This window comes from Shewanella sp. SM95 (genome assembly GCF_025653595.1).
GTDB lineage: Bacteria > Pseudomonadota > Gammaproteobacteria > Enterobacterales > Shewanellaceae > Shewanella > Shewanella oncorhynchi.
This window is the reverse complement of the sequence record NZ_JAKKSE010000025.1, coordinates 1-23759: the sequence shown is the minus strand read 5'-3', so window position 1 is coordinate 23759 and position 23759 is coordinate 1. Positions and strand designations below refer to the sequence as shown.

Genomic DNA, 23759 nt, shown 5'->3' with positions numbered 1-23759 from the left:
CGACAGTACCTACCCATACCGTATGAGGAAGCAAGATGCGAATTAGTGAACAAGTGTGGATCCTCGACGATGACAGCTCGATACGCTGGGTACTCGAAAAGGCACTGCAAGGTGCTAAGCTCAGCACCGCCAGCTTTGCCGCCGCCGAATCCCTGTGGCAGGCATTAGAAATATCGCAACCGCACGTGATAGTGTCGGATATCCGTATGCCCGGCACGGATGGTTTAAGCCTACTCGAACGATTGCAGGTGCATTATCCCCATATTCCCGTGATCATTATGACAGCGCACTCAGACTTAGACAGTGCAGTGAGTGCCTATCAAGCGGGCGCATTTGAGTATCTGCCTAAACCCTTCGACATCGATGAGGCTATCTCTCTGGTTGAGCGCGCACTTACCCATGCCACTGAACAGAGCCCTGCACCCGCGCAAGAAACCCAAGTCAAAACACCCGAAATCATAGGTGAAGCGCCAGCGATGCAGGAAGTGTTTCGCGCCATAGGCAGACTTTCACGCTCATCCATCAGCGTGCTGATCAATGGGCAATCGGGTACGGGAAAAGAGTTAGTGGCAGGTGCGTTACACAAACACAGCCCACGTAAAGACAAGCCATTTATCGCGCTGAACATGGCTGCGATCCCTAAGGATTTAATCGAATCTGAGCTATTCGGCCACGAAAAAGGTGCCTTCACTGGCGCAGCCAATGTGCGCCAAGGTCGCTTCGAACAAGCAAACGGTGGCACGCTCTTTTTAGATGAAATCGGCGATATGCCGTTAGACGTACAAACACGGTTACTCAGAGTGCTCGCCGATGGCCAGTTCTACCGCGTCGGAGGTCATAATGCGGTACAAGTCGATGTGCGTATCATAGCGGCGACCCACCAAGATCTTGAATTATTAGTACAAAAAGGTGGCTTTAGAGAGGACTTGTTCCATCGCCTCAACGTGATCCGTGTGCACTTGCCGCCACTATCACAAAGACGGGAAGACATTCCCCAGCTCGCTACCCATTTTCTCGCCTCTGCAGCAAAGGAAATTGGCGTGGAAACTAAGATCATGACCAAGGAGACTGCGGTAAAACTCTCCCAATTACCTTGGCCCGGTAATGTCCGACAACTCGAAAACACCTGTCGTTGGTTAACCGTAATGGCATCGGGGCAAGAAATTTTACCCCAAGATTTACCGCCAGAATTACTGAAAGACCCTGTGAGTGTCACCCACACGGCGAAAGGCAGCCAAGATTGGCAATCGGCACTGACTGAGTGGATAGACCAAAAACTCTCGGAAGGAAACAGCGATCTGTTAACTGAGGTGCAGCCCGCATTCGAGCGCATACTGCTAGAAACTGCGCTGCGCCATACTCAAGGCCATAAACAGGAAGCGGCGAAACGTTTAGGCTGGGGACGAAATACCTTAACGCGGAAATTAAAAGAACTGTCGATGGATTGAGTAGATAAAATAACGTTCTCATCAAGGCTAACTATACAAACGCATTAACCTTAAGCAACAAAAAAGGGATATTCACATATCCCTTTTTTATATCTAGATTGTGCTAACTAACATGACGACCACTAGCCCAAGCAGAATTAGAACTGATAATGCAGACCCACAGCAAACTGTTTAATATCAGTGTCGATATCTATAGAGTTGTGACGATCTGCTTCTAGATCACCCGTAGTCACATCGTAGCTTACGCGGATATTTAAGTGCTCTGTTACCGCCGCATTAACGCCAACACCATAGGTCCAACCGAAACCGGTGAAGTCTTCATCATCGGAGCCGTCATCAATCACCAGCGCCATAGAAGCGATGCCCACTTTCGCATAAGCAGAGAAGATATCATTGATTTGTGCGGTAAATTTAGGCGTGAAGCTTAATGCGCCTGCACCTATATCAACATCTCTGTCGCCAAGATCTCCAGTGGCGAACAGGTTAGCTTCTAAACCAAACCACTCATTGAAGTTGTAACCACCGTAAATGCCAAAGCCAGTACCCGACTCTGATTCATCTAAAACATCGACAGTCACTTTATTGAGGGCTCCGCCCACATAAAAGCCAGTTGTGTCGGTTGCAGCAGAGACTTGAGTCGCCACAAATGCAGATAATAAAGCAGCGGCAACAATTGATAATTTTTTCATCATAATTCCCTAATGATTTAACGAAAGTATTAAACGGCGTGGATATTACAATAAGCAGATCTGGGGTGTCATCGTTTAAATGAGCAAAATACTAGCCGTACAGCATTTATTCAGCTTGAGTCGAAAACGAAAGCTATAGTTGATATTTATAGAGGGAAATCATTCTCACTTTAGACATTATCTTTTTATATCTAAAATCATTAACGGCTTTAACTTAGCACCCGCAACAATCCTATAAAACTTGCATATAGCCAACGGATGAGGGAACGACGCCTTCTCACATCCAAACATTCGGATACGACAACTCTGCCAGACGCCACACAAGTAATACGTGTACGCCAAAGAAATAATGGCCAGACATGGACTCGATAAGCTTGGTTAGCAATGTCGAGATCAATTTTCTGCGGTAGGTAATAAAGATGTTTACGCAGGACTAACTGACTCCAAGCCCCCGCTATCACAGGAGATACGGTACTATCCGCTTGATTTACTATCGAAGGTTTCTGTTCCATCAGGAGCATGATTTCTGTATTCATAGGAATGCTAATGTCAGAAATCACAGATTCGGCTATCAACTCAAAGCGAGTCGATAGCCTATGATAGCGGCATATCAATCGAGTGGAATGATCCCATCTGTGACTTTGCTTCTGCATCCATGCCATAGCTTGCCCTTAATTTATGTTTCGTTTACATCAGGTTTAACCGGATCTTGGTGAATAATCACCTCAGCATCTTCGAAGGCGGCTTTGACTCTTATCCCTGTTGTATCGGCAATATTGTGGGCTTCATTCAAACTCAAATTGCCATCGAGTTCTAAATGAAATTGAATAAAAACAGTTTTGCCTGCTTGACGAGTGCGTAAATCATGCAGCCCTTGCACCCGTGGATCTTCCATCGCGATTTGCGTGATTTGCTGGCGAGTTTCTTCGTCTAGCTCTCTGTCTAACAAGGCTTGAATTGAGCGATAACCTAAGCCAAAGGCTTGATGACCAATATAAAATGCAATCATTACCGCAAATAAACCGTCAGCCCACCACCAACCGTATTGCGCTAAGACTAGTGCCAACAATACCGCACCATTAAGGAATAAATCTGATTTATAGTGCAGCGAATCAGCTTCAACCACAGTACTTTTTGTCGCCGCTAATGCGCGTTTCTGCAACATGACTAAAGCTAACGTCATCACAATCGCTATGATAGAAACAACTACACCTATGGTGGCATTTTCAACCGGAACAGGTGTTAATAGACGCTCGCCACCATAGAACAGTAATAAAAATGCGGAGCCCATAATAAAGGCGGATTGCGCTAGAGATGCTAACGGCTCAGCCTTACCATGGCCATATCTGTGGTCATGATCCGGCGGCACAAGCGCGTAACGAATGGCAATAAAATTGATAATAGAAGCGAGAGCATCGGCAAAGGAATCCGTCAAAGATGCCAACATACTGGCAGAGCCGGAATAAAGCCAAGCGAACATCTTGATAAGAATAAGGATCAAAGCGGTAGCCACGGAAGCGCGGCTAGCCAGTTTGACCCAAAAATCGTATTGGGAAGTTTGAGTCATAAGGGATCTATCTTGGGAAGCTATGACCCTATTGTATATCAGCTAAGACGCTTAACCGCGAGGTTCTTTACCAGCTTGTGCTTCAAATCGCGCTTTAAACTTAGCTTGCTGCTCTGGTGTCAGCAGATTAAATATTTGATTATGCAGCTTCATACGTTCAATGGCTTGAGTTTGACGCTGCTCTTGCTGCTCACTCATCAGTGCCTTTGCTTGTGTTTCATCAAAACTAGGCGCGGTAATTAAGGCCTGCATCTCAGTGCGATGTGCCAAACGTTCCTCTTTCGTTGGACGATTATCAGCGCGCGTGGCTTTCTGATCGGCAAACAACTTTTTGACGTCAGCTTTCTGGGCATCCGTTAAATCGAGCCCTTCAAACATACGATGCATGCCACCATGGTCCATATGTCGGCCGCCATGTTCCATGCGGTCGCCTTTATGGAATTCAGATTTAGAGAAGTCGCAGCCAGCATCCTTAGGTGCTGCATTAACTGCCGTCGCGAAAACCGCAGAACTCGCTAGAATGGCAAACAGGCTCGCTTTCAAAGGTGATAATGTTTTCATAGTGTTAACCTCGATGGTTCAACTTTAATATGGCAAGTAATAAGACACAGTGACGACCCTTTTAAGCCGAGTCACTTTCGACCCTGCCAGTCTAAACCCCTATATGTAAGTGAGGACGTTGCCTGAGTAAATCACTGTAAAGTTGCGGCAATAACTCTATTCTTTACTTTGGCTTACATTGCTACACAGCAATTGACATCAAAACAGGTATACTCAGCCAAAGCGCTAAAAGTGCCTATGATAAACTGGCACACGAGGCCACATTACAGAGATTAAGGAACAGTATGAGTCGGATATTATTAATCGATGACGATCTGGGTTTATCTGAGCTACTAGGGCAACTGCTCGAGTTAGAAGGGTTTCAATTAACCTTGGCCTACGACGGTAAACAAGGTTTAGATCTGGCACTGACTGCAGATTACGATCTGATCCTACTCGATGTAATGCTACCTAAATTAAACGGTTTTGAAGTGCTACGCGCACTGCGCCAACATAAACAAACCCCAGTATTAATGTTGACCGCCCGCGGCGATGAAATCGATCGCGTAGTTGGGCTTGAGATAGGCGCCGACGATTACCTGCCAAAACCATTTAATGACAGAGAATTAATTGCCCGTATCCGCGCCATTATTCGTCGTTCGAACTTAACAACCCAAGAAATCCATGCCGCGCCCGCCCAAGAGTTTGGCGATCTGCGCTTAGATCCATCGCGCCAAGAAGCTTACTGTAATGAGCAATTAATCATACTCACAGGCACTGAATTCACTCTACTGCACACCCTAGCACTACACGCTGGAGAGTTGATGAACAAGGAAGAGCTAAACGAGAAAGTGCTCGGCAAAAAACTCATGCCCTTCGATCGCAGCTTGGACATGCATTTATCGAATCTACGTAAAAAACTCCCCGAGCGTAGCGATGGTCGGCCAAGGGTGAAAACCATCCGTGGCAAAGGTTATATTTGGCTTCCATAACGGCGGTATCGACTGTGCCTAATCGTTTATTTATCAAATTATTGCTCGGATTTTGGCTTTGCAGCTCGCTAATAATTGCCTTAGTGGGTCTGCTACCATTGCTGCAACAAAATCACGACCGTGCGCCACTGCCACCTCACCTTGAAAAAGTCCTATCGACGATAGCTAAGCGCATTCAAGAAAACCCCGCCCTACTGGAATCCGATTTTCTTCGGCGCTGGGAAAGACACAGAGACATGGAAGGCAAACCTCTGCGGGTCTATCTTGTCAACAGCCAAGGCCAAGTGATCAACACCCATAGGGTGAGTCGCGGTGTACGCAGCTTTATGCTGATGGCAGATGAAGAAAAACAACCGATTAGCCATCAGTTTAAAGATGAGCTGGTGTTTGGTCCCTATCAATTTAATCTGGGCGCTGAAACCTATTCACTTTATGGTCGCCTACCAGATAACCATCCACGGCCTTGGTTCTTCTTCTTCGCCGAAAATAAGTTATTAACCTTAAGCCTAGCGATTTTCCTTTCGGGATTATTATGTGGCTTGCTCGCGTGGCATTTAGGTAAGGCATTAAATTCACTTAAAAAGAGTGCTAATGCCCTCGCAGAGGGCGACTTAAGTCACCGAGTCGATAAGTCCACCACTCAGCGCAACGATGAAATTGGTCAGCTCGCCACGGCTTTTAACAGCATGGCCGACTCCATCGAAGCTATGGTTAATAATCAGCAGCGGCTCATGGGGGATATTTCCCATGAACTACGCACCCCATTGACGCGGCTACAGTTATCCCTTGCCCTCGCCCGTAAAAAAGGTCAGCAGACCACCGAAACGGAACGCATAGGTTATGAAGCTGAGCAACTCGAAAAACTTATCAGTGAATTGTTAGAGCTCTCGCGGGTCAAGCTCAGTACTAACGAAACTAAAGTACATTTAGGCTTGGCCGAATCCCTGAGCCAAGTATTGGACGATGCGGAATTTGAAGCAGAACAGCAAGGTAAAAGCATTACTATCGATATCGATGAAGAAATTGAGTTAGCGCATTTTCCTAAATCACTTTCCCGCGCGATTGAAAACCTGCTGCGTAACGCGATCCGTTATGCCGCAAGCGATATTCACCTGCAGGCGAGTGCGACGGCTGATCAAGTACAAATTACCATAAAAGACGATGGACCTGGCATAGATGCCGCCGAACTCGATGCCATTTTTAAACCTTTCTACCGCCCCGACTCGGCAAGACAGAGAGAAAGTGGCGGCTGGGGACTTGGGCTGGCAATCACTGAAGCGGCGATTACCGCCCACAAAGGTAAGATTAAAGCCGAGAACCGTATACCAACGGGCCTTAAAGTGACGATTACACTGCCGAAATAGCCGATATGAAGAACAAGTACAGGAGGCAGAACTAATTAGTCGTAATTGGCAACACCTCAGTGTTGCCATCGTGTTAAAACGTAGGAAACGGGATTACAGCTTAACTAATACACGTCCAGTGACTTGGCCTTGGATAATTTTATTCGCGAAATCAGGCACCTCTGCCAGTGATATCTGCTGACAAGCTTGCTGATAAAAATGTTCGGGTAGTGCTTTAATCACAGCTTCCCACGCCGCTTTTCGCTTCTCAAATGGACAAGAAACGGAGTCGATTCCCAGTAGGCTAACACCCCGTAAAATAAACGGCATAACGGTTGTAGGTAATGCAAAACCGCCCGCTAAACCACAGATAGCGGCTGCACCACCGTATTGCATTTGCGCTAATGCTTTGGCGAGGATCTTGTTGCCAACGGTATCGACCACACCCGCCCAGCGCTGCGCCTCAAGCGGCTTAGCATCTTGTTCAAGCTCACTGCGATCAATCACTTCTGCGGCGCCAAGCTCCTTCAATAAAGGCGCATTCTGTTCAACTCGACCACTGCAGGCGACCACACGATAGCCAGCATTGGCGAGCAAAGTCACCGCCACAGAACCCACACCACCACTGGCACCTGTGACAAGAATATCCCCACTTTGCGGTGTTATCCCAGCCTGTTGCAGCGCTTGCACGCACAACATAGCCGTAAGCCCGGCCGTACCTATCATCATGGATTTAGCGGCATCACAACCTTGCGGCATGGGCACTAGCCAGTCGGCTTTAACTCGCGCTTTTTGCGCCATACCACCCCAGTGGTTTTCGCCCACGCCCCAGCCCGTCAAAATCACCTGATCGCCAACTTGGTATCTCGCATCAGTCGATTCGCGCACCACGCCCGCAAAATCGATGCCTGGTACCATAGGAAACTGACGAATGATTTTGCCAGCACCAGTAACAGCTAAACCATCTTTATAATTCAGCGAGGAATAGGCGACATCAACCAAGACTTCCCCTTCTGGCAAATCAGCTTCTGTGATTTGTGAAACTTGAGCAAACGTACGTTTATCTTCTTGCGTCAGTAGTAAGGCATCAAACATAAATCGCTCTCCGAAGGCCAAACCGTATTAAACGATATTCAAAAAGTTACCATAAAAGGCATAGACATCATTAACAAGCAGACTTATTGCTAATAGTAAATGCTGAGATCTAAACAGATTAAAGATAATGACCCAGAGTGATCGAGCGCAAGAGATGGCAAGATCTAGCGTCTTTATTGCTTTAAACTCGCCTGCTGTAAAGCGCCGCTTTGACCCCAGTAGCGGGCAAACTCAGTCAAGGTCATTCCGGCATTATTCGTTAGGTTCGCATCGCATTCTTTCGCGTATAGCCGCTTTACGATAGTGAATTCGGCCTTAATCACTGCGCCCATCATTGCCGTATTACCACGCTTATCTTGCAAACAAGCATTAGCACCATGCTCAAGCAATAAATCCGTTGCAGCCTCTTGGCCGTTATAGGCCGCCACCATTAGCGCGGTATAGGTTTGACTATTTCTCTGGTCAATAGGGAAGCCCGCATCGAGAAAATGCTCAAGCACTGTGATATCGCCGGTACGCGCTGCAGCAAAAAAGTAGTCCACCAGCAATTGTACTTGTGCGGTATCGGGCTCGTCCGTTTGACTGACAGTTGTGGGTGTAACCAATGGCGCTTGAAGCGAACCCGCCCCCATTGCCACCGACATACTCAGGGCCACAATAATCAATAATAAGATAGCAATAGTGTGTTTCATCAATGGCTCCCAGCACAGCTAAAATAGAGATTTAAACAATGAGACGTGACAAAATGCCCGCAAGACGCCCTCTTAAACTGGGCAGAAAAGAGCTTGTTTACGTCTTGCGGGACTTACTAGGTTCGGACTGTTAACGCGCAAATCTCTGCGACCAAAACAGTCCTAAAAATAACGACATCAGATTGAACGCTGTTTAACGTCGGCCAGATCACCCTTTACGGCCTTGGTTAAACGCTCACCAAACTCTGGGTCTGCACGATAAAAGTGACTGAGCATCTGATGTTTCACATTGGTATCGTTCACTTTGCCTAAGTCACCGGCCAAGTTAGTGATCAGATCTGCTCTATCTTGCTTGCTCAAGCTGCGATAAAAGACGCCCGCTTGGCTAAAGTTATCCTGCTTGCTAATAGCCGTTTGTTGCACAGTCCCCGTCAGCGCAGTCGTTACCGCACGATAACGATTATCTTCGGCCAAGGCTAAATGTACGCTCGGTTGATAGTTCACATCGGACTGGGTATGCCCCATATTGCCCGCACCTTCTTGGTTGTGGTTTGCCACCGCCACTAAGGGTTTATTAATCGGCAATTGCGACAAATTCGCGCCGAGTCGATACAGCTGAGTATCGGCGTAGGAGAACATACGGCCTTGCAGTAATCTGTCTTCCGAAGGCTCAATCCCAGGGATCAAATTCGATGGCGCAAATGCCGCTTGCTCAGTCTCTTGGAAGAAGTTTGCAGGCATGCGGTTCAGCGTCATAGTGCCCACTTTTTGTTCTGGCACATCTAGCCACACCTTAGTGGCGTCTAGTGGGTTGTAATCAAACTTATTAAGCTCAGTCGGGTCGAGTAATTGAACGTAAAGATCCCACTTAGGATAGTTACCCTTGTTGATCTCACTATAAAGATCATCGGTTAAATGGTTAAAGTTTTGCCCTTGGACTTTAACCACTTCATCGGGACGTAAGCCTTTAACACCTTGCAGACTCTTCCAGTTAAATTTCACGTATTTAACTTGGTTATCTCGATTCACAAATTTGTACGCATGCACACCGAAACCGTCCATTTCACGATAACTGGCAGGTACACCTAAGTTACTGTAAACCTGAGTCAACATATGGGTTGAACCCGCTTCGTGACTGAAAAAATCGAAGAAACGATTCGGATCTTGCATATTAGTCACTGGCGATGGTTTGAGTGAATGCACCATGTCAGGAAACTTGATCGCATCGCGAATGAAGAATACGGGTAAGTTATTACCTACTAAGTCCCAGTTACCTTGGTCCGAATAAAATTTGGTCGCAAACCCACGGGGATCACGCAGCGTTTCTGGTGAACCTTTTGAGTGGATCACGGTAGAAAAGCGCACAAATACGGGTGTCACTTTACCTTTTTGTGCAAAGGGTGCCGCTTGGGTTAGGTTGCTAAAATCGCCACTCGATACAAATTCACCATGGACACCTGTGCCTCTGGCGTGGACGACACGCTCAGGAATACGTTCACGGGCAAAGCGTTGTAGCTTCTGGATAAGCTGCACATCTTGCAATAACACGCTGCCATTACTGCCCGCAGTGGTCGAGTTTTGGTTATCACCCACAGGTGCACCATTGTCACGTGTCAGGGTATTTGTTGGTAAAGTTTGAGCCTGCACATTCAATGTCAGACCCATAGAAATAATTAAAAGGCTTTTAGTAAGATGCATAACAGTTCCTCTTCTATGCATAACGCCAAGCTCTTTTCTGCCTGCCCGCAGTATAGTTCTGAATTTATAATTAAAAGAAAGGATCTTTATCGATTATATGAATCAATAAAACCTATTAGGCATGAATAAGCTACAACAAGACCTCATTTTACCTGACTCCGAAATCTGAGTTTATGGACTAAAATCTCACAGTTTTAGTCCATTGCGAGTTGGTTAGTCATGGGTGTGATAAGCGAGCTTTGCGTTGTTTATTACACTTACTGATAAGCGCCGCGAGCTAATATTAACCCTTAAGTCCCATCTGTTTTAATCGACGATACAAGGCATTACGACTGATCCCCAAACGCTTGGCGCATTGGCTCACATTGCCATCACAGGCTTGGTATGCCTGCAGCACATTGCTATAAATCGCCTCGTGGAGAGAATCCGATTGAACCGCGGTGGCAGTTGGCTGCGCCGCAATGTTGCCACTTGTAACTTTGCCACTCACAACTTTGCCAGCCAGCGGATGTGATGCAGAGTTTTGACCGGTTTTAACCTCTTCACCTAATGGCTGCTCTTCATTTAACAGCTGTGTGTTTAACAGCTGTGTGTTTAACAGCTGTGCATTTAACGGAGCCACTGATAACGGAGCGCCCGCTAATTTTTGTGCAAGATAATCGGGTAAATGCTGCCAAGTTAGGGTGTCATCCCCTTCAGCCATCAAGCAAGCGACTTGCATGAGGTTATCCAGCTCACGCAAATTGCCGGGCCAGTCGTGTTGCATCATCTGTCCTAACAGTTCAGGGCAGATCGCCTGCGGCGCAATGCGATGTTTACGATGCAATTTATGGATAATGCGCTCGATATCCTGCCGCTCCCGCAGCGCAGGCAAACGCACTTGCAAGCCATTTAACCGATAGAATAAATCCTGCCGAAACAGCCCCTGCGCCACTTGTTGCTCTAAATCCATATGGGTCGCGGCAATGATTTGGATATCAACTTTAAAACTTTGATTACTGCCAACGGGCACCACTTCGCGCTCCTGCAATACCCTGAGTAAACGACTCTGTGCCGCCAGCGGCATTTCACCTATTTCATCTAAAAACAAAAAACCGCCGTGGGCTTGGCGAATTTTGCCGATAAATCCAGTGCGGTTTGCTCCAGTAAAAGCGCCTGCCTGATAACCAAAGAGTTCAGATTCGACTAACTCTGCAGGCAATGCCGCACAGTTCACCGCCACTAAGGGCTCGCTGCGACGCACACTCTGGGCGTGGAGCTTTTTAACAAACTGCTCTTTACCGACGCCGGTTTCTCCGAGCACTAACAGCGGAATTTGCTTGGTGATCACCTTATTGGCATGTTGCCATGCGCGCTCAAGTTGAGGATCGCGAAATCGCACGCCCAGTTGAGTGAGCGATTTATTGCTCATCGCTACCCGACTCTTGGCGTTGGGAATATTTAAGGGCTGAGTCTGTAGATGCAAGTCTAAATGCTGATTAAAGCCACCCGCACGGCTCCAATTATCGCCTAAGTACTGCTCGACGGCATCGCCGACCTTAGCATGGTTAAGCAATTGTTTCGCCATGGGATTGCAACCCACAATGCGACCATCGCTGTCGGCAATCACTATGCCCTGCCAACCCGAATTCAGTAAATTTGGCTGCGCCGCTAAATCGATTCGATAATGGCTATCGGGCAAGTGACACAAGAGCGCGGTCTCGACCTGCTGCGCCAAGCTCGACACTAACATCAGCGTCTGCTGAGTGTGTCTTTGCTGCTCACTGGTGATATCTATCACCCCGAGCATCTCACCTTGGGGAGAAAATATCGGGCAGGCGGTGCAACTCATAAAACGATTCTGACGAATAAAATGCTGCTCACCCACTACAGATACTGCTTGCTTGGCTGTGAGTGCCGTCCCTATCGCATTGGTGCCCTTGTGCTGTTCGAGCCAATTCACCCCGATATCCAAAGCCACGTCCGCCAATTTTGTGGAGTAGCGGCTCACGCCCCAGTGCCTAAGCACATAACCCTCGGCATCGGAGAGCAAGAGTCGGCTATTAGAATGCGCCATCAACTGATTGAACAAGGGCAAAGCATGGGATTGCACTAATGCAATGAGCATTTGATATTGCTCATGTTTCTGCTTAAGTTCGCTGGCGTCGAGCCTAAGCTCTTGGGGTAACTGAAATTCTGACAAGCCAGCGCCAATGCTGCGCTGCCACGAATCGGCCAACCACGCCTGTGTCGATGGTAAATGCGGTTTAACTGCCATAGCCGTGCTCCCCCGAGCTGTGTTCCGTTTCGGCACAGTTGCAGTGTGCCGTTCGATGACAAAGTGACCACAGGACACACCTCTCTCCCTGAGTGCCCACACTGTTTCAAATCTGCAAAATTAGCTTTTCATCATACTGTTAGCACAACAAGTGTACAACTCTTGCCAGTTTGGCACCCTCCTTGCGATGCACCTTAGGTATGCAAGTCTCAAGTGTTACGTTAGAGAACACTAAGCTAATCAACAAGAAGGAATGATTCTATGATTTATGCTCAACCCGGAACCGCAGGCGCAATCGTTAACTTCAAAGAAAAATATGCCAACTTTATCGGCGGTAAATGGGTCGCCCCAGTCAATGGCAAATACTTCGACAATCGCTCACCCGTGAATGGCCAAAACTTTTGCCAAATCCCGCGATCCGATGCCCAAGATATTGAATTAGCGCTAGATGCCGCCCACGCAGCGAAAGAAGCATGGGGTAAAACCTCAGTCACCGAACGCTCAAACCTGTTACTGCGCATTGCCGATCGGGTCGAGCAAAATCTCGAATATTTAGCCGTAGCCGAAACCTGGGAAAACGGTAAAGCGGTGCGTGAAACCTTAAACGCCGACTTGCCCTTATTCGTCGATCACTTCCGCTACTTTGCCGGTTGTATCCGCGCACAGGAAGGCAGCGCCGCCGATATCGACGGCAACACAGTCAGCTATCACTTCCCAGAACCTTTGGGCGTAGTCGGCCAGATCATTCCTTGGAACTTCCCGCTCTTGATGGCGGCATGGAAAATCGCTCCAGCGTTAGCTGCGGGTAACTGTGTAGTACTCAAGCCTGCGGAGCAAACACCAGTATCGATTCTGGTATTACTCGAGCTGATTGAAGACCTATTACCCGCGGGCATTCTTAACGTAGTCAACGGCTTTGGCGCGGAGGCGGGACAAGCTCTGGCCACCAGCAAACGCATTGCTAAGCTTGCGTTTACGGGCTCTACAGAAATTGGTTATCACATTTTAAAATGCGCCGCCGAATCCTTAATTCCATCGACCGTTGAGCTTGGCGGCAAATCGCCTAACGTGTTTTTTGCCGATGTGATGGACCATGAAGACGAATATTTAAATAAGGCCGTCGAAGGCATGTTACTGGCCTTCTTTAACCAAGGTGAAGTCTGTACCTGCCCATCTCGGGTGCTAGTCCAAGAATCGATTTTCGATCGCTTTATCGAGAAAGTGCTCGCCCGTGCGCAAACCATTAAGCAAGGCGATCCCTTAGATACCGACACTCAAGTTGGCGCTCAAGCCTCTAAAGAACAGTTCGATAAAATCTTAAGCTACTTAGCCATAGGTAAGGCTGAAGGTGCAGAAGTGCTACTGGGCGGCACACTTTGCCAACTCGATGGCGGCCAAAGCGAAGGTTATTACATCAGCCCGACGATTATGAAAGGCCACAATAAGATGCGTATCTTCCAAGAGGAAATCTTCGGCCCTGTGATTTCGGTCACCACCTTCAAAGATGAAGCCGAAGCCTTAGCGATCGCTAACGATACTGAGTATGGCTTAGGCGCTGGTGTGTGGACGCGGGATATGAACACGGCACAACGTATGGGACGCGGCATTCAAGCGGGCCGCGTTTGGATTAACTGTTACCACGCCTATCCTGCCCATGCCGCTTTTGGCGGATACAAAAAATCCGGTATTGGCCGCGAAACCCATAAGATGATGCTCAACCATTATCAAAATACCAAGAATCTCTTGGTAAGTTACGATGTGAATCCACTGGGTTTCTTCTAAGGGGCTTTGTTAGGAGATTTATCTAAGATACTTTCTATAAAGGACGTCTCTAACCTTCTACAGCAGTTGTTCTTAGCGGTTGCAGCTAAGCGTTGTTGAAAATGGTGTATTAGCAGTGATTGCTGTGCAGAAGTCACATAAATAAGAAAGGGCGATTCGCCCTCTCTTTGTTTCTGCCTCACATATTAATAAATCAAATGGTTACACAAAAAGCACTTACAGAAACATACCACCTGAGGCTTCGATACGCTGGGCATTAATCCAAGCAGCCGCAGGCGATAGCAAGGCACTAATCGCGCCGCCGATGTCATCCGGTAAACCCACACGTCCTAACGCAGTTTGCTGCGCTAAAAACTGATTCATCTGTTCATTATCCCGTACAGCACCGCCGCCAAAATCTGTTTCAATCGCCCCAGGGGCAAGCACATTGACCCGAATACCCCTCGGGCCTAACTCCTTCGCCCAATACTTAGTCATAGTTTCGACCGCGCCCTTCATAGTGGCATACGCGCCAAATCCGGGAATCGCAAAACGTGTTAAGCCGGTGGAAATATTGACAATGCTTCCCCCATCAATCAGCTGCGGCAATAAGGTTTGCGTCAAAAAGAACGGTCCTTTGACGTGGATGTTCATCAAGGTATCGAACTGTTCAATACTGGTTTCCGCCATAGGCACATGAATCCCGATACCAGCATTGTTAATCAAATAGTTAAACGACTCCCGCTGCCAAGTCTGGGCTAATACAGTGCTCACTTGAGTGGCAAACTCGGCAAATGAGCCGCTATCGCTCACATCCAGCTGCAGTGCTACCGCTTTGCGTCCCAGCCATTCAATCTCGGCAACCACTTCAGCGGCCGCTGCAGCATTCGTTTGATAGGTCAGGATAATATCTATTCCCTGAGCCGCTAATTTCAGGGCCGTGTTTTTACCTAAACCGCGGCTAGCGCCAGTAATAAGTGCAATTGGAGTCGTATTCATGGTCAGTCCTTATAATCGTCGCTGGAAGTGAAACCTAAGCCTTGAGGCCTAATTAACTGCACACAGCTTATTACTTGCAATTAACGAGATAAACACACTATAAATGCTAAGACTGTTAGCCAATAAAGGACAATCGCCGTGCAAGATAGACTGCAAGCCATGCAAATTTTTATGCGGGTCGCTGAATTACAAAGCTTTACCCAAGCAAGCGTCAGCTTAGGTCTATCGAAAACCCATGTGTCGAATGTGGTGGCGCAGTTCGAAACCTTTCTAGGTGCGCGCTTGTTACAACGCACCACGCGGACGGTACGCTTAACCCAAGATGGTCAGAGCTGTTACGAGCGCTGTAAAAGCTTACTGGCGGAATTTCAAGAATTAGAAAGCCTGTTCCAACTACAAGCCGAGCAAGTGTCGGGACGGCTCAGAGTCGATATGTCGACGGGCATTGCCCGCAACTTAGTGCTCCCAAAACTGGCTGAATTTATTGAGCAATATCCGCATATCGAGCTTGAACTGAGCAGCACAGATCGTAAGGTGGATGTCATTGCCGAAGGGTTCGATTGTGTGATTAGGGTCGGCAGTGTGCAGCAAGAAGGATTAATAGCGAAAAAGCTGGGGCATTTTAAGATGCAGAACTGTGTCAGCCCAGCCTACATTGCCAAATACGGTAGACCCGAAAGCCTTGAAGATTTGACCCAACACAACCACAAACTCGTCCATTACGTAAGCCAATTAGGTGGCACTGACTCAGGCTTTGAATATCAAGATCCCCACACTCATCAAGCGAACCTTACTATCCAACTGCCTAAATTGATTACGGTCAATAATGCCGATGCCTATGGCTCAGCCTGCTTGGCGGGGTTGGGGATCATTCAAGTGCCCAGCATAGGGGTGGCTAAGTATTTACACACTGGCGAGTTGGTCGAGATCCTGCCAAATTACCCTGCGCCGCCCATGCCTGTAAGCTTGCTCTACCCACACAGGCGGCACTTATCCAAACGCCTGCAAGTCTTTATGGCATGGTTAAATCAGCAGATGACGCCGTTTTTAATCCCACATTAAAGGGACTTTTCGATGGCTGCTAAACGCTGATCCAATTCGGCCATAGCGGCGGCCGTTTGCGGATCGCTTTGGGGATCAACAACTTCAATCAGCTTAAGTTTCGGCCGAGTTGTTAACCAAGAGCTGCCCGCAGTAATGACTAAATCCAGCACAAACTGACCGTAATAGTGCAGTCGCAAGCGGTTATCGGCTATGGGCCAGTGTGAGTGCAGTAAAAATGAATCATACATTTGCGCCAAAGATGTCGTCGCAATGAGCTTAAACGCTTCATCAAGCAGGCTAAACTCGGTTGATTCTTCGAAGGGACAATCAAAAGAAGTGATGACCAGATACCCCGAGGTTTTATTGGGTAAAACGCAGCGATATTGGCCTTCAATCACTCGACCAGCAATAAAGGTATGAGTATGTTGGCCATTGAAATACAAAGGCATTTTCAGTGGATTAGGCTCAAGTCCATCAGTACGTGCTGTTAGCAGTGAAAATGCCGTTATCGGTTGCATCCTTTACCCCACTTATCTCGCCTGTCCGCGAAAACACACGTCGCGTGGCTCTTGCGGATTCAAATCACTAGGACTGGGGGCTTTTCCAATAGCAGCCCAATAAGATCAAGTAACCGACAAAATATGCCACGAGATCGAGTGGATCAAAATGGCTACCTATCACTATCCGCGCCAAGCGATTTCCGCCCAAGCCTAGCTTGTCGACTAAACCCCAATACTGGCCAAACTCGATAGCAAAGGCAAACAGCAATACCGCAAACGCCAGCCAAGGAGTTTGAAATAAGCGCTTAATGCCCTCGTCTTTACTATTGGCGACCGAATTGACTGCTAGAGGAACGACAGCCCGCACCATGCAAAACAGTAAGATCACCACCAATACATCGCCCACAAAACCACGAATAAAACCCGCAGGCGCATATAAAGCGATTAAGACTTCAGTCAAAAATAATAAAACCGCATAAATAAAAAAGGATTTACGACTCGGATTGCGGCTGATGAAAGCGCGAATAACGGCGGTAGACATAGATAAGTTAGTCCCTTCACTCGGTTGAGGTGGCAGAATTTACCGTAATACCAAGAGGTTAACAAGCGAGCCTTCGTTGATATTTAAGGCTCGTCACCCAGGCAAGCGCGCCACTTAACGCCACCAATTCACTAAATGTTCGCCCCTCAAAATTTAAGCGAGGTTTAAGTTTGGGTTAAGTAGCCTACACCTAAACCCACTTAGGAGCGTCACACCATGTCATCAAACACACTGCAAACCATCAAAGTCTGGGACCTGTTGATCCGCATATTCCATTGGTCTCTCGTCGGCTTTTTCACCTTAGCCTACCTCACTGAAGGCGAAGACGAGTGGATGACCATCCACAGTTACGCAGGTTACAGCGTCTTAATTTTACTGGTGTTTCGTCTGCTGTGGGGCGTGATTGGTACCCACTATGCGCGCTTTAGCAACTTTATCACTCGCCCTAAAGAAGTGCTGGTGTACCTCAAAGGGCTCATCACAGGCAAAGCCAAAGACTACATAGGCCATAACCCCGCTGGAGCAATGATGATAGTGGCCTTGATTGCCAGCATCGCCATCACGGGATTCTCAGGCATGGCACTGTACGCCACCGACGGACACGGCCCATTAGCCACAAGCTTTTTCGCCACTTGGCCCGAAGGCGCCATAAAAGAAGTCCATGAATTCTTTGCCAACTTCACAGTGTTCCTTGTGGTCATCCATGTTGGCGGCGTCATCGTCAGCAGCCTGCTACACAAAGAAAACTTAGTCAGAGCCATGGTCACGGGCAAGAAACAACGCCCAGTGGAACAAGAAGATTAATCCATTAGCCATTTTGCTTAGCAACAAGACATCCAGCCCAAAAGGAATGCCCTATGAACAGTTTCACCAGACACACGAATAAAAGTCGCCTTGCTATCGTCGCGATTTCCACCTTGCTGCTGACTAGCCTCAGCGTTAGCGCCGCCAACAGTAAAGTGCAAAGCCTGCCACTGAGCGCCGAGCGTATTGGCACGCAGCTGCAAAGTTATCAAGCCCAAGGCGCTGGACCCTTTACCGCAGCCGCAGGACAAAAGCTTTGGTTACAGGACATGGACGGTCGTAGCTGCGCCAGTTGCCATACCGCCAAAGTCACCGACATGGGGATGCACCAAAACACCCGTAAACCCATTGACCCAATGGCGCCGTCGATTACCGCAGATCGGTTAACCGACTCAGCCAAAATCGAGAAATGGTTTACCCGTAACTGTAACTGGACCTTTAAACGCGACTGCACGCCACAGGAAAAAGGCGATGCCTTACTCTGGTTAAGCCTGCAATAACCACCAAATTTCGACCTTATAACTCATTCAATTAGATCAATTAATTTCAATACCTTCCACAGAAGGTAACGGCACAAAAAGGAAGATGTCATGACTAAACAAGCACACCCTATTAGCTGGTTCTTAGGTTCATCACTCACAGCTGCGGCATTAGCCATTGGCGTTATCGGTGTCAGCCTAACCTTAACTGGCACAGGCTATGCAAACGATGGCCGCGAGCTCACCCGCGCCATTCCACAGAATGCGGAATATACGGCAGAATGTGGCAGCTGCCACATGGCTTATCCCGCGAACTTACTACCCGCCGACAAGTGGCGCGCCATTACCGCAAATCTTGATAATCACTTTGGTGACAACGCCAGTCTAGATCCTCAAGTCACTGCTAGAATTGAGGAATATCTGGTTCAACATGCGGCGCAAAATGGTAAGGTGATGAAAAACAGCACGCCACTGCTCGCGGGAATGGGGCCGCAGAAGATCACAGAACAGGCATTTTTTATTCGCAAACACGATGAGATCCCAAGGCGTATGGTGCAAGATAACCCCAAAGTCGGCTCATTCAGTCAATGCAGCAATTGTCACAACCTCGCAGAGAAGGGCATATTCGATGAAGATACCGTTAATATTCCTGGCTTTGGCCGTTGGGATGATTAGCAGTCCAAGCTGCAATGCCCACGACGATGATCTTTCCAGCAAGGTGGTCGAGTGGGTTAAGGAGGGCAAGGTTTTGCCCTTCGACACCATAATGCAACGCTATGAATCAAGGCTAAAGGGACGATTGCTCGATCTCGAAGTCGAGCAAAAACATGGAAGGATCATCTACGAGCTCGAAATCCTTCGTGACGATGGCATAGTGTATGAAATCAAGATTGACGCCAAAACCGGCGAGTGGCTAAAGGAAAAGGTCGACTGATGCGTTTGCTATTGATTGAAGATGATACCGATCTGGTCGCGCGCCTCATTCCCGCCCTTAACAAGGCGGGTTATACCGTCGAGCACGCCGATAACGGTATTGATGGTGCCTTTTTAGGCGAAGAAGAAAACTTCGAAGCCGTGATCCTCGATCTCGGTTTACCCGGCAAACCCGGTCTACAAGTCCTCGGCCAATGGCGACAAAAAGGCTTAGCCATGCCAGTGCTGATCCTCACCGCCCGCGATGCTTGGCACGAGCGAGTCGATGGCCTCAAGGCGGGTGCCGATGATTACCTCGGCAAGCCTTTTCACATCGAAGAACTACTCGCAAGGCTCGAAGTGTTGATCCGCCGCCACTTTGGCCGCGCCGACAATGTGTTGCAGCATGCAGGCGTCTCCCTCGATGTCGACAAACAAGCCGTCACTAATGTTGATGGTGCAGTGATAGAACTGACTAAGATTGAATATCGTCTGCTGCATTACTTAATGGTCAATCCCAGCAAAATCGTCTCTAAGTCAGAGCTCAGTGAACGCATTTACGAAGAAGATCAAATCAAAGACAGCAATGTCATCGAAGTGTACGTCAACCGCCTGCGCCAGCGCTTAGGCAAGGATTATATCGAAACCCGCCGCGGCCAAGGTTATCGACTCAAGGAGTAAAGGCGTGTATTCACTCAAGGGTTATCTGACGCGCAATCTGCTGATCACGCTCACCTTTGCCATGGTGCTGTTACTGTATTTTCTATACCAAGGCATCCAAGTATTAACCCAAGACTTTGTCGCTTCGCGTCTACAACACGATGCCGACAGCCTGATCTCCGCCCTGAATCATAATCCCGATGGCACATGGGCGCTCACCACCGACCGTTTACCCAATGTGTACCACAGGGTTAATTCTGGGCATTATTTTGCAATTCAAATCGGCGAGCAAACTCTGCGCTCACGCTCCCTATTCGACCATAACGTAAACATGCTTAAGCTGACCGCTGGTGAACAACGCCAAGCCACTGAGTTTGTCGGCAAAGAACATTGGCTGATGTTCAGTCAGGCCGTTATCAAAGATGACCAATTAGTTACTCTGTGGGTGACAGAAGACATCAGCGAGCTCGAACAAACCCAAGTGCAATTTTTAGCCTTTGCCAGCGCAGCCGTGTTGCTCACGATTGTTATTCTATTAATGGCGCAGTATCAGCTACTGAAACGCGGCTTTAAACCCTTAGAGCAGATGCCAGAAGCCATACGGCAGATGCGCACCCAAGGGCAAGAAATCAATCCTGACCAAGTGCCAAGCGAGATAGTCCCACTGATCGAAGAGATAGATCGCTTAGTCAATCAATTGGGCCAAAGAGTACAACGCTCCCGTAATGCCTTGGGTAACTTGGCCCACGAAATGAAACGTCCGTTACAAGGGCTGCAGTCCTACCTAGAAAGCCTTCCGCCTGAACAGCGAAGTGAGGGCAGTAAAGTGCTCGCAAACCTGCACCACATCATCGAGAGAGAGCTTAAGCGCACTAAGATTGTCGGCCTGTCCACTCCAGGGCGTTATACTGTGCTCGATGACGACCTAGCGCCACTGATTCAAGTGATGCAGCGCATTTACCCAGACCGCATTATTCATAGCCATTACACGAGCGGCTTAGTGATGCCGTTTGATCGGGATGACTTACTCGAACTCTTAGGCAACTTGCTGGATAATGCCTGCAAGCATGGCCGCAAGAACATTGAGATCCGTATTAGTCAGCAGGACGTGCCAACCACAGGCTATGGGATAGAAGTGAGTGATGATGGCGAAGGCGTCTCCGATGCCGCGCTGTCCGTTATCATTGAGCGCGGCATTCGGCTAGATGAAAGCATCCAGGGCCATGGTTTAGGATTATCTATCTGCAAAGATATCGTCGACAGTTATCAAGGCGAACTCAGTTTTAGCCATGCGAAACAAGGCGGACTTAAAGCCAGCATATTTCTGCCGCTCCCGAGTTAAGCGGTATACTCACTCGGCCTGTGCCCACTGAGTTCATGCAAGCCAATAGAGGGTATAATTTGCCCATTCAAATCCCTTTCACCAATCAGTCTAGAGATTTATATGAAAGTTATCGACCTAAAATCTGCCCCGCAACACATTCCACAATTGGCGGAGTGGCATCATCAAGCATGGGCACATTTGAGTTCTGCGGATGCTTCAGTCACTACATTGATTGAGGAAATGAACGAGTATTTAACTGACGCAGCTATTCCTAAGATGTTTATCTGCGAACAGGCAAATCAAGTAATGGGGTCATCGTCATTAATCGCCGCCGATATGGACAGCCGAACCGACTTAAGTCCTTGGCTCGCCAATGTGTATGTGAATGCAAACCATCGAAATAAAGGATTAGGTAAGTTGCTCGTCAATGCCGTCATTGAGCATGCTAGAGCAATTGGTTTACAGAAAATCTATTTGTTTACTGCAGATAAAGCCGATTTTTATCGAGCGCTGGGTTGGTCAATGATTTCACGTGAAGATTATAAGGGCGAGATGGTCACGATAATGGAGTATGAATTGAGTCAGCAAAGTTACTAAGTTAAGAGAGCAAGCTCCACGACGGACGTCGTGAAGCTGTACATGCGGGCTAAATATCTAAATGTGATATCCAATACTTAGCGACAAGCCAATGGCTTTAGTCAATTTCTATATCCACGCCGAAACGATTGGATAGTTGGCGTTGCTCGTGCAGAATTTCAATTCGGCGGCGAGTGTCTTGGGTCAACTTGTCTTTGAGGCGCAAACCACTGGTAATGGCGGCTTTTTTTGCTTTCTTGCTCTTCATCGGTAAATCAGTTGTCGTTGCATCCGTAGGACTCTCGACGGCTTGAGATTCGATAGACATAGCTAACTCCTTTAATTAGAACCTTAAATAGGCTCTTCCAGTAAATCCCTGTTCAAAACGAACAAACAGGTCATCTTTATAATGAGTCAATTCGCCATTCACTATTTAAGTAATAGATAATTTGGCGACTCATAAACTTACGGCCCATATCATTTACCTAAGCCAACAAAATTAAATCACATGCTAACAGGATAAAAATAATCGAGACGTAAGGTCGAAATGAAAAACTGAGTATTGATTGACTTCATCAGCGTAACAGAACCCTAACGAGTCCTAAATTTCCAGCGACAAAGCGGCATAACATAGGTAGAGAAAGAACAGGTGGTAATGCAGAAAGGTTGGTAAGCTCAAGCGGCAAAGCGCTGCTGCGCAACAATTAGGCTACGCAACAGTACTACATCTAGCCTAGATTTACGACTTATATGGCATAGCGCCGAGGTAATCTTTCTTGCCAATTTCAACACCGTTGTGGCGCAAAATCGCGTAGGCTGTTGTTACATGGAAGTAAATGTTCGGAATAGCATGCTCAATGGCAAACTCATAACCTGTAAGATATTTTCCTTCCCATCGTGGTTGTGAGACATGGATCGTGGCCGCATTAGCAAAATCATCCGCTTTAAACGTTGCTAAATAATCCAAAACTGAGCTAATACGCGCTTGCAACTCTGCCAGCGTCGTCTCGCTATCATCATGCTTTGGCACTGTATCTAAGTTATCAGTCAAACGTGCTACGCCAATTTTGGCAGTATCGCAGGCAATTTGAACTTGGCGAATAAGATTGAATTGATCCGGCGCTAAACGTGAGTTTAAAAGAACCGCCATATCAACTTTCTTGAGGTTTGCGAAGCATTCGCCTTTTTCAAGAATAACGCTTAAATTTTTCAGCATCTTGCTAAATTGTACAACCGTTAAATCATAAAGCATGGCATAGACCTCATTGATGGACGCTACAAAACTGCAGCACTTAAGACGATCTTGGGGCAAATTACTCAATTTCAATCATTCTTGGAATTTAAGTATCTGCTTAATAATAAATACTTCAATATAAACGATATTAAGTCAATTAGGACAAGAAAAAGATAGACGTTACCTGTAGGGATAGAGCGTCAGCTACAAGCTAAGAGATTAAAATTATCTCGGACTGATCCGAATAACAATAACGTACACTCGTAGGAATTGGGATGGCCGGCTATGACGATAACCATTTGAGCGATAGCATCACTGGGACGGATTATCCGCGACGCCATAACGAAAAAAGCCTCATCTTTCGATGAGGCTTATCTCTTAATGTTGGCGGAGCGGACGGGACTCGAACCCGCGACCCCCGGCGTGACAGGCCGGTATTCTAACCAACTGAACTACCGCTCCTTTAGCTTAACGTCTACACGTTAACCTAAATTAGGCGCTTGGCGATGACCTACTCTCACATGGGGAGACCCCACACTACCATCGGCGCGTTTGCGTTTCACTTCTGAGTTCGGGATGGGATCAGGTGGTTCCACAAGGCTAT

General features: G+C 47.6%; 25 protein-coding genes, 1 tRNA gene and 1 rRNA gene. 12 read left to right on the top strand and 15 right to left on the bottom strand.

Annotation, left to right across the window (positions count from 1 at the left end):
• Positions 1-35: 35 nt before the first annotated feature.
• Positions 36-1448 carry a nitrogen regulation protein NR(I) gene (gene glnG, locus L5M29_RS20090; RefSeq protein ID WP_198572483.1) on the top strand — a complete coding sequence of 471 codons (1413 nt, stop codon included), beginning with the start codon at positions 36-38 and terminating at the stop codon, positions 1446-1448.
• 137 nt (positions 1449-1585) lie between these two features.
• Here glnG and L5M29_RS20085 read toward each other — a convergent pair whose 3' ends face one another.
• The 4 genes from L5M29_RS20085 to L5M29_RS20070 all read right to left on the bottom strand — a co-directional run bounded on the left by L5M29_RS20085 (position 1586) and on the right by L5M29_RS20070 (position 4265).
• On the bottom strand, positions 1586-2137 hold the full coding sequence (locus tag L5M29_RS20085; protein WP_263169682.1) for a porin family protein: 552 nt from the start codon (positions 2135-2137) through the stop codon (positions 1586-1588).
• Between the two features lie 209 nt (positions 2138-2346).
• Positions 2347-2799, bottom strand: a complete 453-nt coding sequence (locus L5M29_RS20080; protein ID WP_263169679.1) for a hypothetical protein — start codon at positions 2797-2799, stop codon at positions 2347-2349.
• Between the two features lie 14 nt (positions 2800-2813).
• Positions 2814-3704 carry a cation diffusion facilitator family transporter gene (locus L5M29_RS20075; RefSeq protein WP_219251314.1) on the bottom strand — a complete coding sequence of 297 codons (891 nt, stop codon included), beginning with the start codon at positions 3702-3704 and terminating at the stop codon, positions 2814-2816.
• 51 nt (positions 3705-3755) lie between these two features.
• On the bottom strand, positions 3756-4265 hold the full coding sequence (locus L5M29_RS20070; protein ID WP_263169678.1) for a Spy/CpxP family protein refolding chaperone: 510 nt from the start codon (positions 4263-4265) through the stop codon (positions 3756-3758).
• A gap of 284 nt (positions 4266-4549) precedes the next feature.
• On the opposite strand from L5M29_RS20070, the gene L5M29_RS20065 reads away from it, so the two are divergent.
• Together L5M29_RS20065 and L5M29_RS20060 are read left to right on the top strand one after the other, a co-directional pair.
• A complete protein-coding gene (locus L5M29_RS20065; RefSeq protein ID WP_105251061.1) occupies positions 4550-5236 on the top strand; it encodes a response regulator in 687 nt (228 codons plus the stop codon).
• 14 nt (positions 5237-5250) lie between these two features.
• Positions 5251-6600 carry an ATP-binding protein gene (locus L5M29_RS20060; protein ID WP_113941371.1) on the top strand — a complete coding sequence of 450 codons (1350 nt, stop codon included), beginning with the start codon at positions 5251-5253 and terminating at the stop codon, positions 6598-6600.
• A gap of 93 nt (positions 6601-6693) precedes the next feature.
• Here L5M29_RS20060 and L5M29_RS20055 read toward each other — a convergent pair whose 3' ends face one another.
• The 4 genes from L5M29_RS20055 to L5M29_RS20040 form a co-directional block, all read right to left on the bottom strand.
• Positions 6694-7674 carry an MDR family oxidoreductase gene (locus L5M29_RS20055; RefSeq protein ID WP_263164923.1) on the bottom strand — a complete coding sequence of 327 codons (981 nt, stop codon included), beginning with the start codon at positions 7672-7674 and terminating at the stop codon, positions 6694-6696.
• Positions 7675-7847: 173 nt separating this feature from the next.
• Positions 7848-8366 carry an ankyrin repeat domain-containing protein gene (locus L5M29_RS20050; RefSeq protein WP_263169675.1) on the bottom strand — a complete coding sequence of 173 codons (519 nt, stop codon included), beginning with the start codon at positions 8364-8366 and terminating at the stop codon, positions 7848-7850.
• A gap of 177 nt (positions 8367-8543) precedes the next feature.
• The gene (locus tag L5M29_RS20045) at positions 8544-10064 is read right to left on the bottom strand and encodes a catalase (protein ID WP_113941374.1); all 1521 of its coding nucleotides are present in this window, start codon (positions 10062-10064) and stop codon (positions 8544-8546) included.
• A gap of 283 nt (positions 10065-10347) precedes the next feature.
• Complete coding sequence (locus L5M29_RS20040; RefSeq protein WP_263169673.1) at positions 10348-12321, bottom strand: sigma-54-dependent Fis family transcriptional regulator; 1974 nt, start codon at positions 12319-12321, stop codon at positions 10348-10350.
• Between the two features lie 261 nt (positions 12322-12582).
• Here L5M29_RS20040 and L5M29_RS20035 point away from each other — a divergent pair, with 261 nt between their 5' ends.
• Positions 12583-14103, top strand: coding sequence for an aldehyde dehydrogenase family protein (locus L5M29_RS20035; RefSeq protein ID WP_006079725.1), 1521 nt, complete (start codon positions 12583-12585; stop codon positions 14101-14103).
• 216 nt (positions 14104-14319) lie between these two features.
• Here the strand turns inward: L5M29_RS20035 and L5M29_RS20030 are convergent, their stop codons facing one another.
• A complete protein-coding gene (locus L5M29_RS20030; protein WP_263169670.1) occupies positions 14320-15081 on the bottom strand; it encodes an SDR family NAD(P)-dependent oxidoreductase in 762 nt (253 codons plus the stop codon).
• Positions 15082-15219: 138 nt separating this feature from the next.
• On the opposite strand from L5M29_RS20030, the gene L5M29_RS20025 reads away from it, so the two are divergent.
• On the top strand, positions 15220-16143 hold the full coding sequence (locus L5M29_RS20025; RefSeq protein WP_263169667.1) for a LysR family transcriptional regulator: 924 nt from the start codon (positions 15220-15222) through the stop codon (positions 16141-16143).
• Here the strand turns inward: L5M29_RS20025 and L5M29_RS20020 are convergent.
• Both L5M29_RS20020 and L5M29_RS20015 read right to left on the bottom strand, forming a co-directional pair.
• Complete coding sequence (locus L5M29_RS20020) at positions 16140-16643, bottom strand: hypothetical protein (RefSeq protein WP_263169663.1); 504 nt, start codon at positions 16641-16643, stop codon at positions 16140-16142. The genes L5M29_RS20025 and L5M29_RS20020 overlap by 4 nt on opposite strands.
• Positions 16644-16710: 67 nt before the next feature.
• Entirely contained in the window at positions 16711-17166 is a 456-nt protein-coding gene (locus tag L5M29_RS20015) for a DUF2809 domain-containing protein (protein WP_107949738.1), read from the bottom strand.
• A 216-nt stretch (positions 17167-17382) separates the two neighbouring features.
• Here L5M29_RS20015 and L5M29_RS20010 point away from each other — a divergent pair, with 216 nt between their 5' ends.
• From L5M29_RS20010 to L5M29_RS19980, 7 genes are all read left to right on the top strand, one after another.
• A complete protein-coding gene (locus L5M29_RS20010) occupies positions 17383-17970 on the top strand; it encodes a cytochrome b/b6 domain-containing protein (RefSeq protein ID WP_263169661.1) in 588 nt (195 codons plus the stop codon).
• Between the two features lie 53 nt (positions 17971-18023).
• Complete coding sequence (locus L5M29_RS20005; RefSeq protein WP_259524463.1) at positions 18024-18470, top strand: DUF1924 domain-containing protein; 447 nt, start codon at positions 18024-18026, stop codon at positions 18468-18470.
• A 90-nt stretch (positions 18471-18560) separates the two neighbouring features.
• A complete protein-coding gene (locus L5M29_RS20000) occupies positions 18561-19124 on the top strand; it encodes a diheme cytochrome c (protein ID WP_263169658.1) in 564 nt (187 codons plus the stop codon).
• Positions 19117-19383 (top strand): PepSY domain-containing protein, encoded by a 267-nt coding sequence (locus L5M29_RS19995; protein WP_105251051.1) that lies wholly within the window; start codon positions 19117-19119, stop codon positions 19381-19383. Before L5M29_RS20000 ends, L5M29_RS19995 begins: the two co-directional genes overlap by 8 nt.
• Positions 19383-20042, top strand: coding sequence for a response regulator transcription factor (locus tag L5M29_RS19990; protein ID WP_011787606.1), 660 nt, complete (start codon positions 19383-19385; stop codon positions 20040-20042). Before L5M29_RS19995 ends, L5M29_RS19990 begins: the two co-directional genes overlap by 1 nt.
• Positions 20043-20046: 4 nt before the next feature.
• Positions 20047-21363: a sensor histidine kinase gene (locus L5M29_RS19985; protein ID WP_263169656.1), complete on the top strand. Its 1317-nt coding sequence runs from the start codon at positions 20047-20049 to the stop codon at positions 21361-21363.
• Positions 21364-21465: 102 nt separating this feature from the next.
• A complete protein-coding gene (locus tag L5M29_RS19980; RefSeq protein ID WP_263169654.1) occupies positions 21466-21942 on the top strand; it encodes a GNAT family N-acetyltransferase in 477 nt (158 codons plus the stop codon).
• Between the two features lie 97 nt (positions 21943-22039).
• Here L5M29_RS19980 and L5M29_RS19975 read toward each other — a convergent pair whose 3' ends face one another.
• From L5M29_RS19975 to rrf, 4 genes are all read right to left on the bottom strand, one after another.
• The gene (locus L5M29_RS19975; protein WP_105251048.1) at positions 22040-22249 is read right to left on the bottom strand and encodes a hypothetical protein; all 210 of its coding nucleotides are present in this window, start codon (positions 22247-22249) and stop codon (positions 22040-22042) included.
• Between the two features lie 411 nt (positions 22250-22660).
• Positions 22661-23173, bottom strand: a complete 513-nt coding sequence (locus tag L5M29_RS19970; RefSeq protein WP_063885021.1) for a DUF1993 family protein — start codon at positions 23171-23173, stop codon at positions 22661-22663.
• Positions 23174-23540: 367 nt separating this feature from the next.
• A tRNA-Asp gene (locus tag L5M29_RS19965) sits at positions 23541-23617 on the bottom strand.
• A 36-nt stretch (positions 23618-23653) separates the two neighbouring features.
• Positions 23654-23759, bottom strand: a 5S ribosomal RNA gene (gene rrf, locus L5M29_RS19960); the annotation flags it as partial.

Bases quoted from the DNA above. Each gene is read 5' to 3' on its own strand.
- L5M29_RS20005 (WP_259524463.1), top strand. From the start codon at position 18,024: ATGAACAGTTTCACCAGACACACGAATAAAAGTCGCCTTGCTATCGTC.
- L5M29_RS20000 (WP_263169658.1), top strand. From the start codon at position 18,561: ATGACTAAACAAGCACACCCTATTAGCTGGTTCTTAGGTTCATCACTC.
- L5M29_RS20070 (WP_263169678.1), bottom strand. From the start codon at position 4,265: ATGAAAACATTATCACCTTTGAAAGCGAGCCTGTTTGCCATTCTAGCG.
- L5M29_RS19970 (WP_063885021.1), bottom strand. From the start codon at position 23,173: ATGCTTTATGATTTAACGGTTGTACAATTTAGCAAGATGCTGAAAAAT.
- L5M29_RS20045 (WP_113941374.1), bottom strand. From the start codon at position 10,064: ATGCATCTTACTAAAAGCCTTTTAATTATTTCTATGGGTCTGACATTG.
- L5M29_RS19995 (WP_105251051.1), top strand. From the start codon at position 19,117: ATGATTAGCAGTCCAAGCTGCAATGCCCACGACGATGATCTTTCCAGC.
- L5M29_RS20035 (WP_006079725.1), top strand. From the start codon at position 12,583: ATGATTTATGCTCAACCCGGAACCGCAGGCGCAATCGTTAACTTCAAA.
- L5M29_RS20030 (WP_263169670.1), bottom strand. From the start codon at position 15,081: ATGAATACGACTCCAATTGCACTTATTACTGGCGCTAGCCGCGGTTTA.
- L5M29_RS19980 (WP_263169654.1), top strand. From the start codon at position 21,466: ATGAAAGTTATCGACCTAAAATCTGCCCCGCAACACATTCCACAATTG.
- L5M29_RS19975 (WP_105251048.1), bottom strand. From the start codon at position 22,249: ATGTCTATCGAATCTCAAGCCGTCGAGAGTCCTACGGATGCAACGACA.
- L5M29_RS20085 (WP_263169682.1), bottom strand. From the start codon at position 2,137: ATGAAAAAATTATCAATTGTTGCCGCTGCTTTATTATCTGCATTTGTG.
- L5M29_RS19990 (WP_011787606.1), top strand. From the start codon at position 19,383: ATGCGTTTGCTATTGATTGAAGATGATACCGATCTGGTCGCGCGCCTC.
- L5M29_RS20015 (WP_107949738.1), bottom strand. From the start codon at position 17,166: ATGTCTACCGCCGTTATTCGCGCTTTCATCAGCCGCAATCCGAGTCGT.
- L5M29_RS20020 (WP_263169663.1), bottom strand. From the start codon at position 16,643: ATGCAACCGATAACGGCATTTTCACTGCTAACAGCACGTACTGATGGA.
- L5M29_RS20050 (WP_263169675.1), bottom strand. From the start codon at position 8,366: ATGAAACACACTATTGCTATCTTATTATTGATTATTGTGGCCCTGAGT.
- L5M29_RS20010 (WP_263169661.1), top strand. From the start codon at position 17,383: ATGTCATCAAACACACTGCAAACCATCAAAGTCTGGGACCTGTTGATC.
- L5M29_RS20075 (WP_219251314.1), bottom strand. From the start codon at position 3,704: ATGACTCAAACTTCCCAATACGATTTTTGGGTCAAACTGGCTAGCCGC.
- L5M29_RS20065 (WP_105251061.1), top strand. From the start codon at position 4,550: ATGAGTCGGATATTATTAATCGATGACGATCTGGGTTTATCTGAGCTA.
- L5M29_RS20080 (WP_263169679.1), bottom strand. From the start codon at position 2,799: ATGGCATGGATGCAGAAGCAAAGTCACAGATGGGATCATTCCACTCGA.
- L5M29_RS20055 (WP_263164923.1), bottom strand. From the start codon at position 7,674: ATGTTTGATGCCTTACTACTGACGCAAGAAGATAAACGTACGTTTGCT.
- L5M29_RS20040 (WP_263169673.1), bottom strand. From the start codon at position 12,321: ATGGCAGTTAAACCGCATTTACCATCGACACAGGCGTGGTTGGCCGAT.
- glnG (WP_198572483.1), top strand. From the start codon at position 36: ATGCGAATTAGTGAACAAGTGTGGATCCTCGACGATGACAGCTCGATA.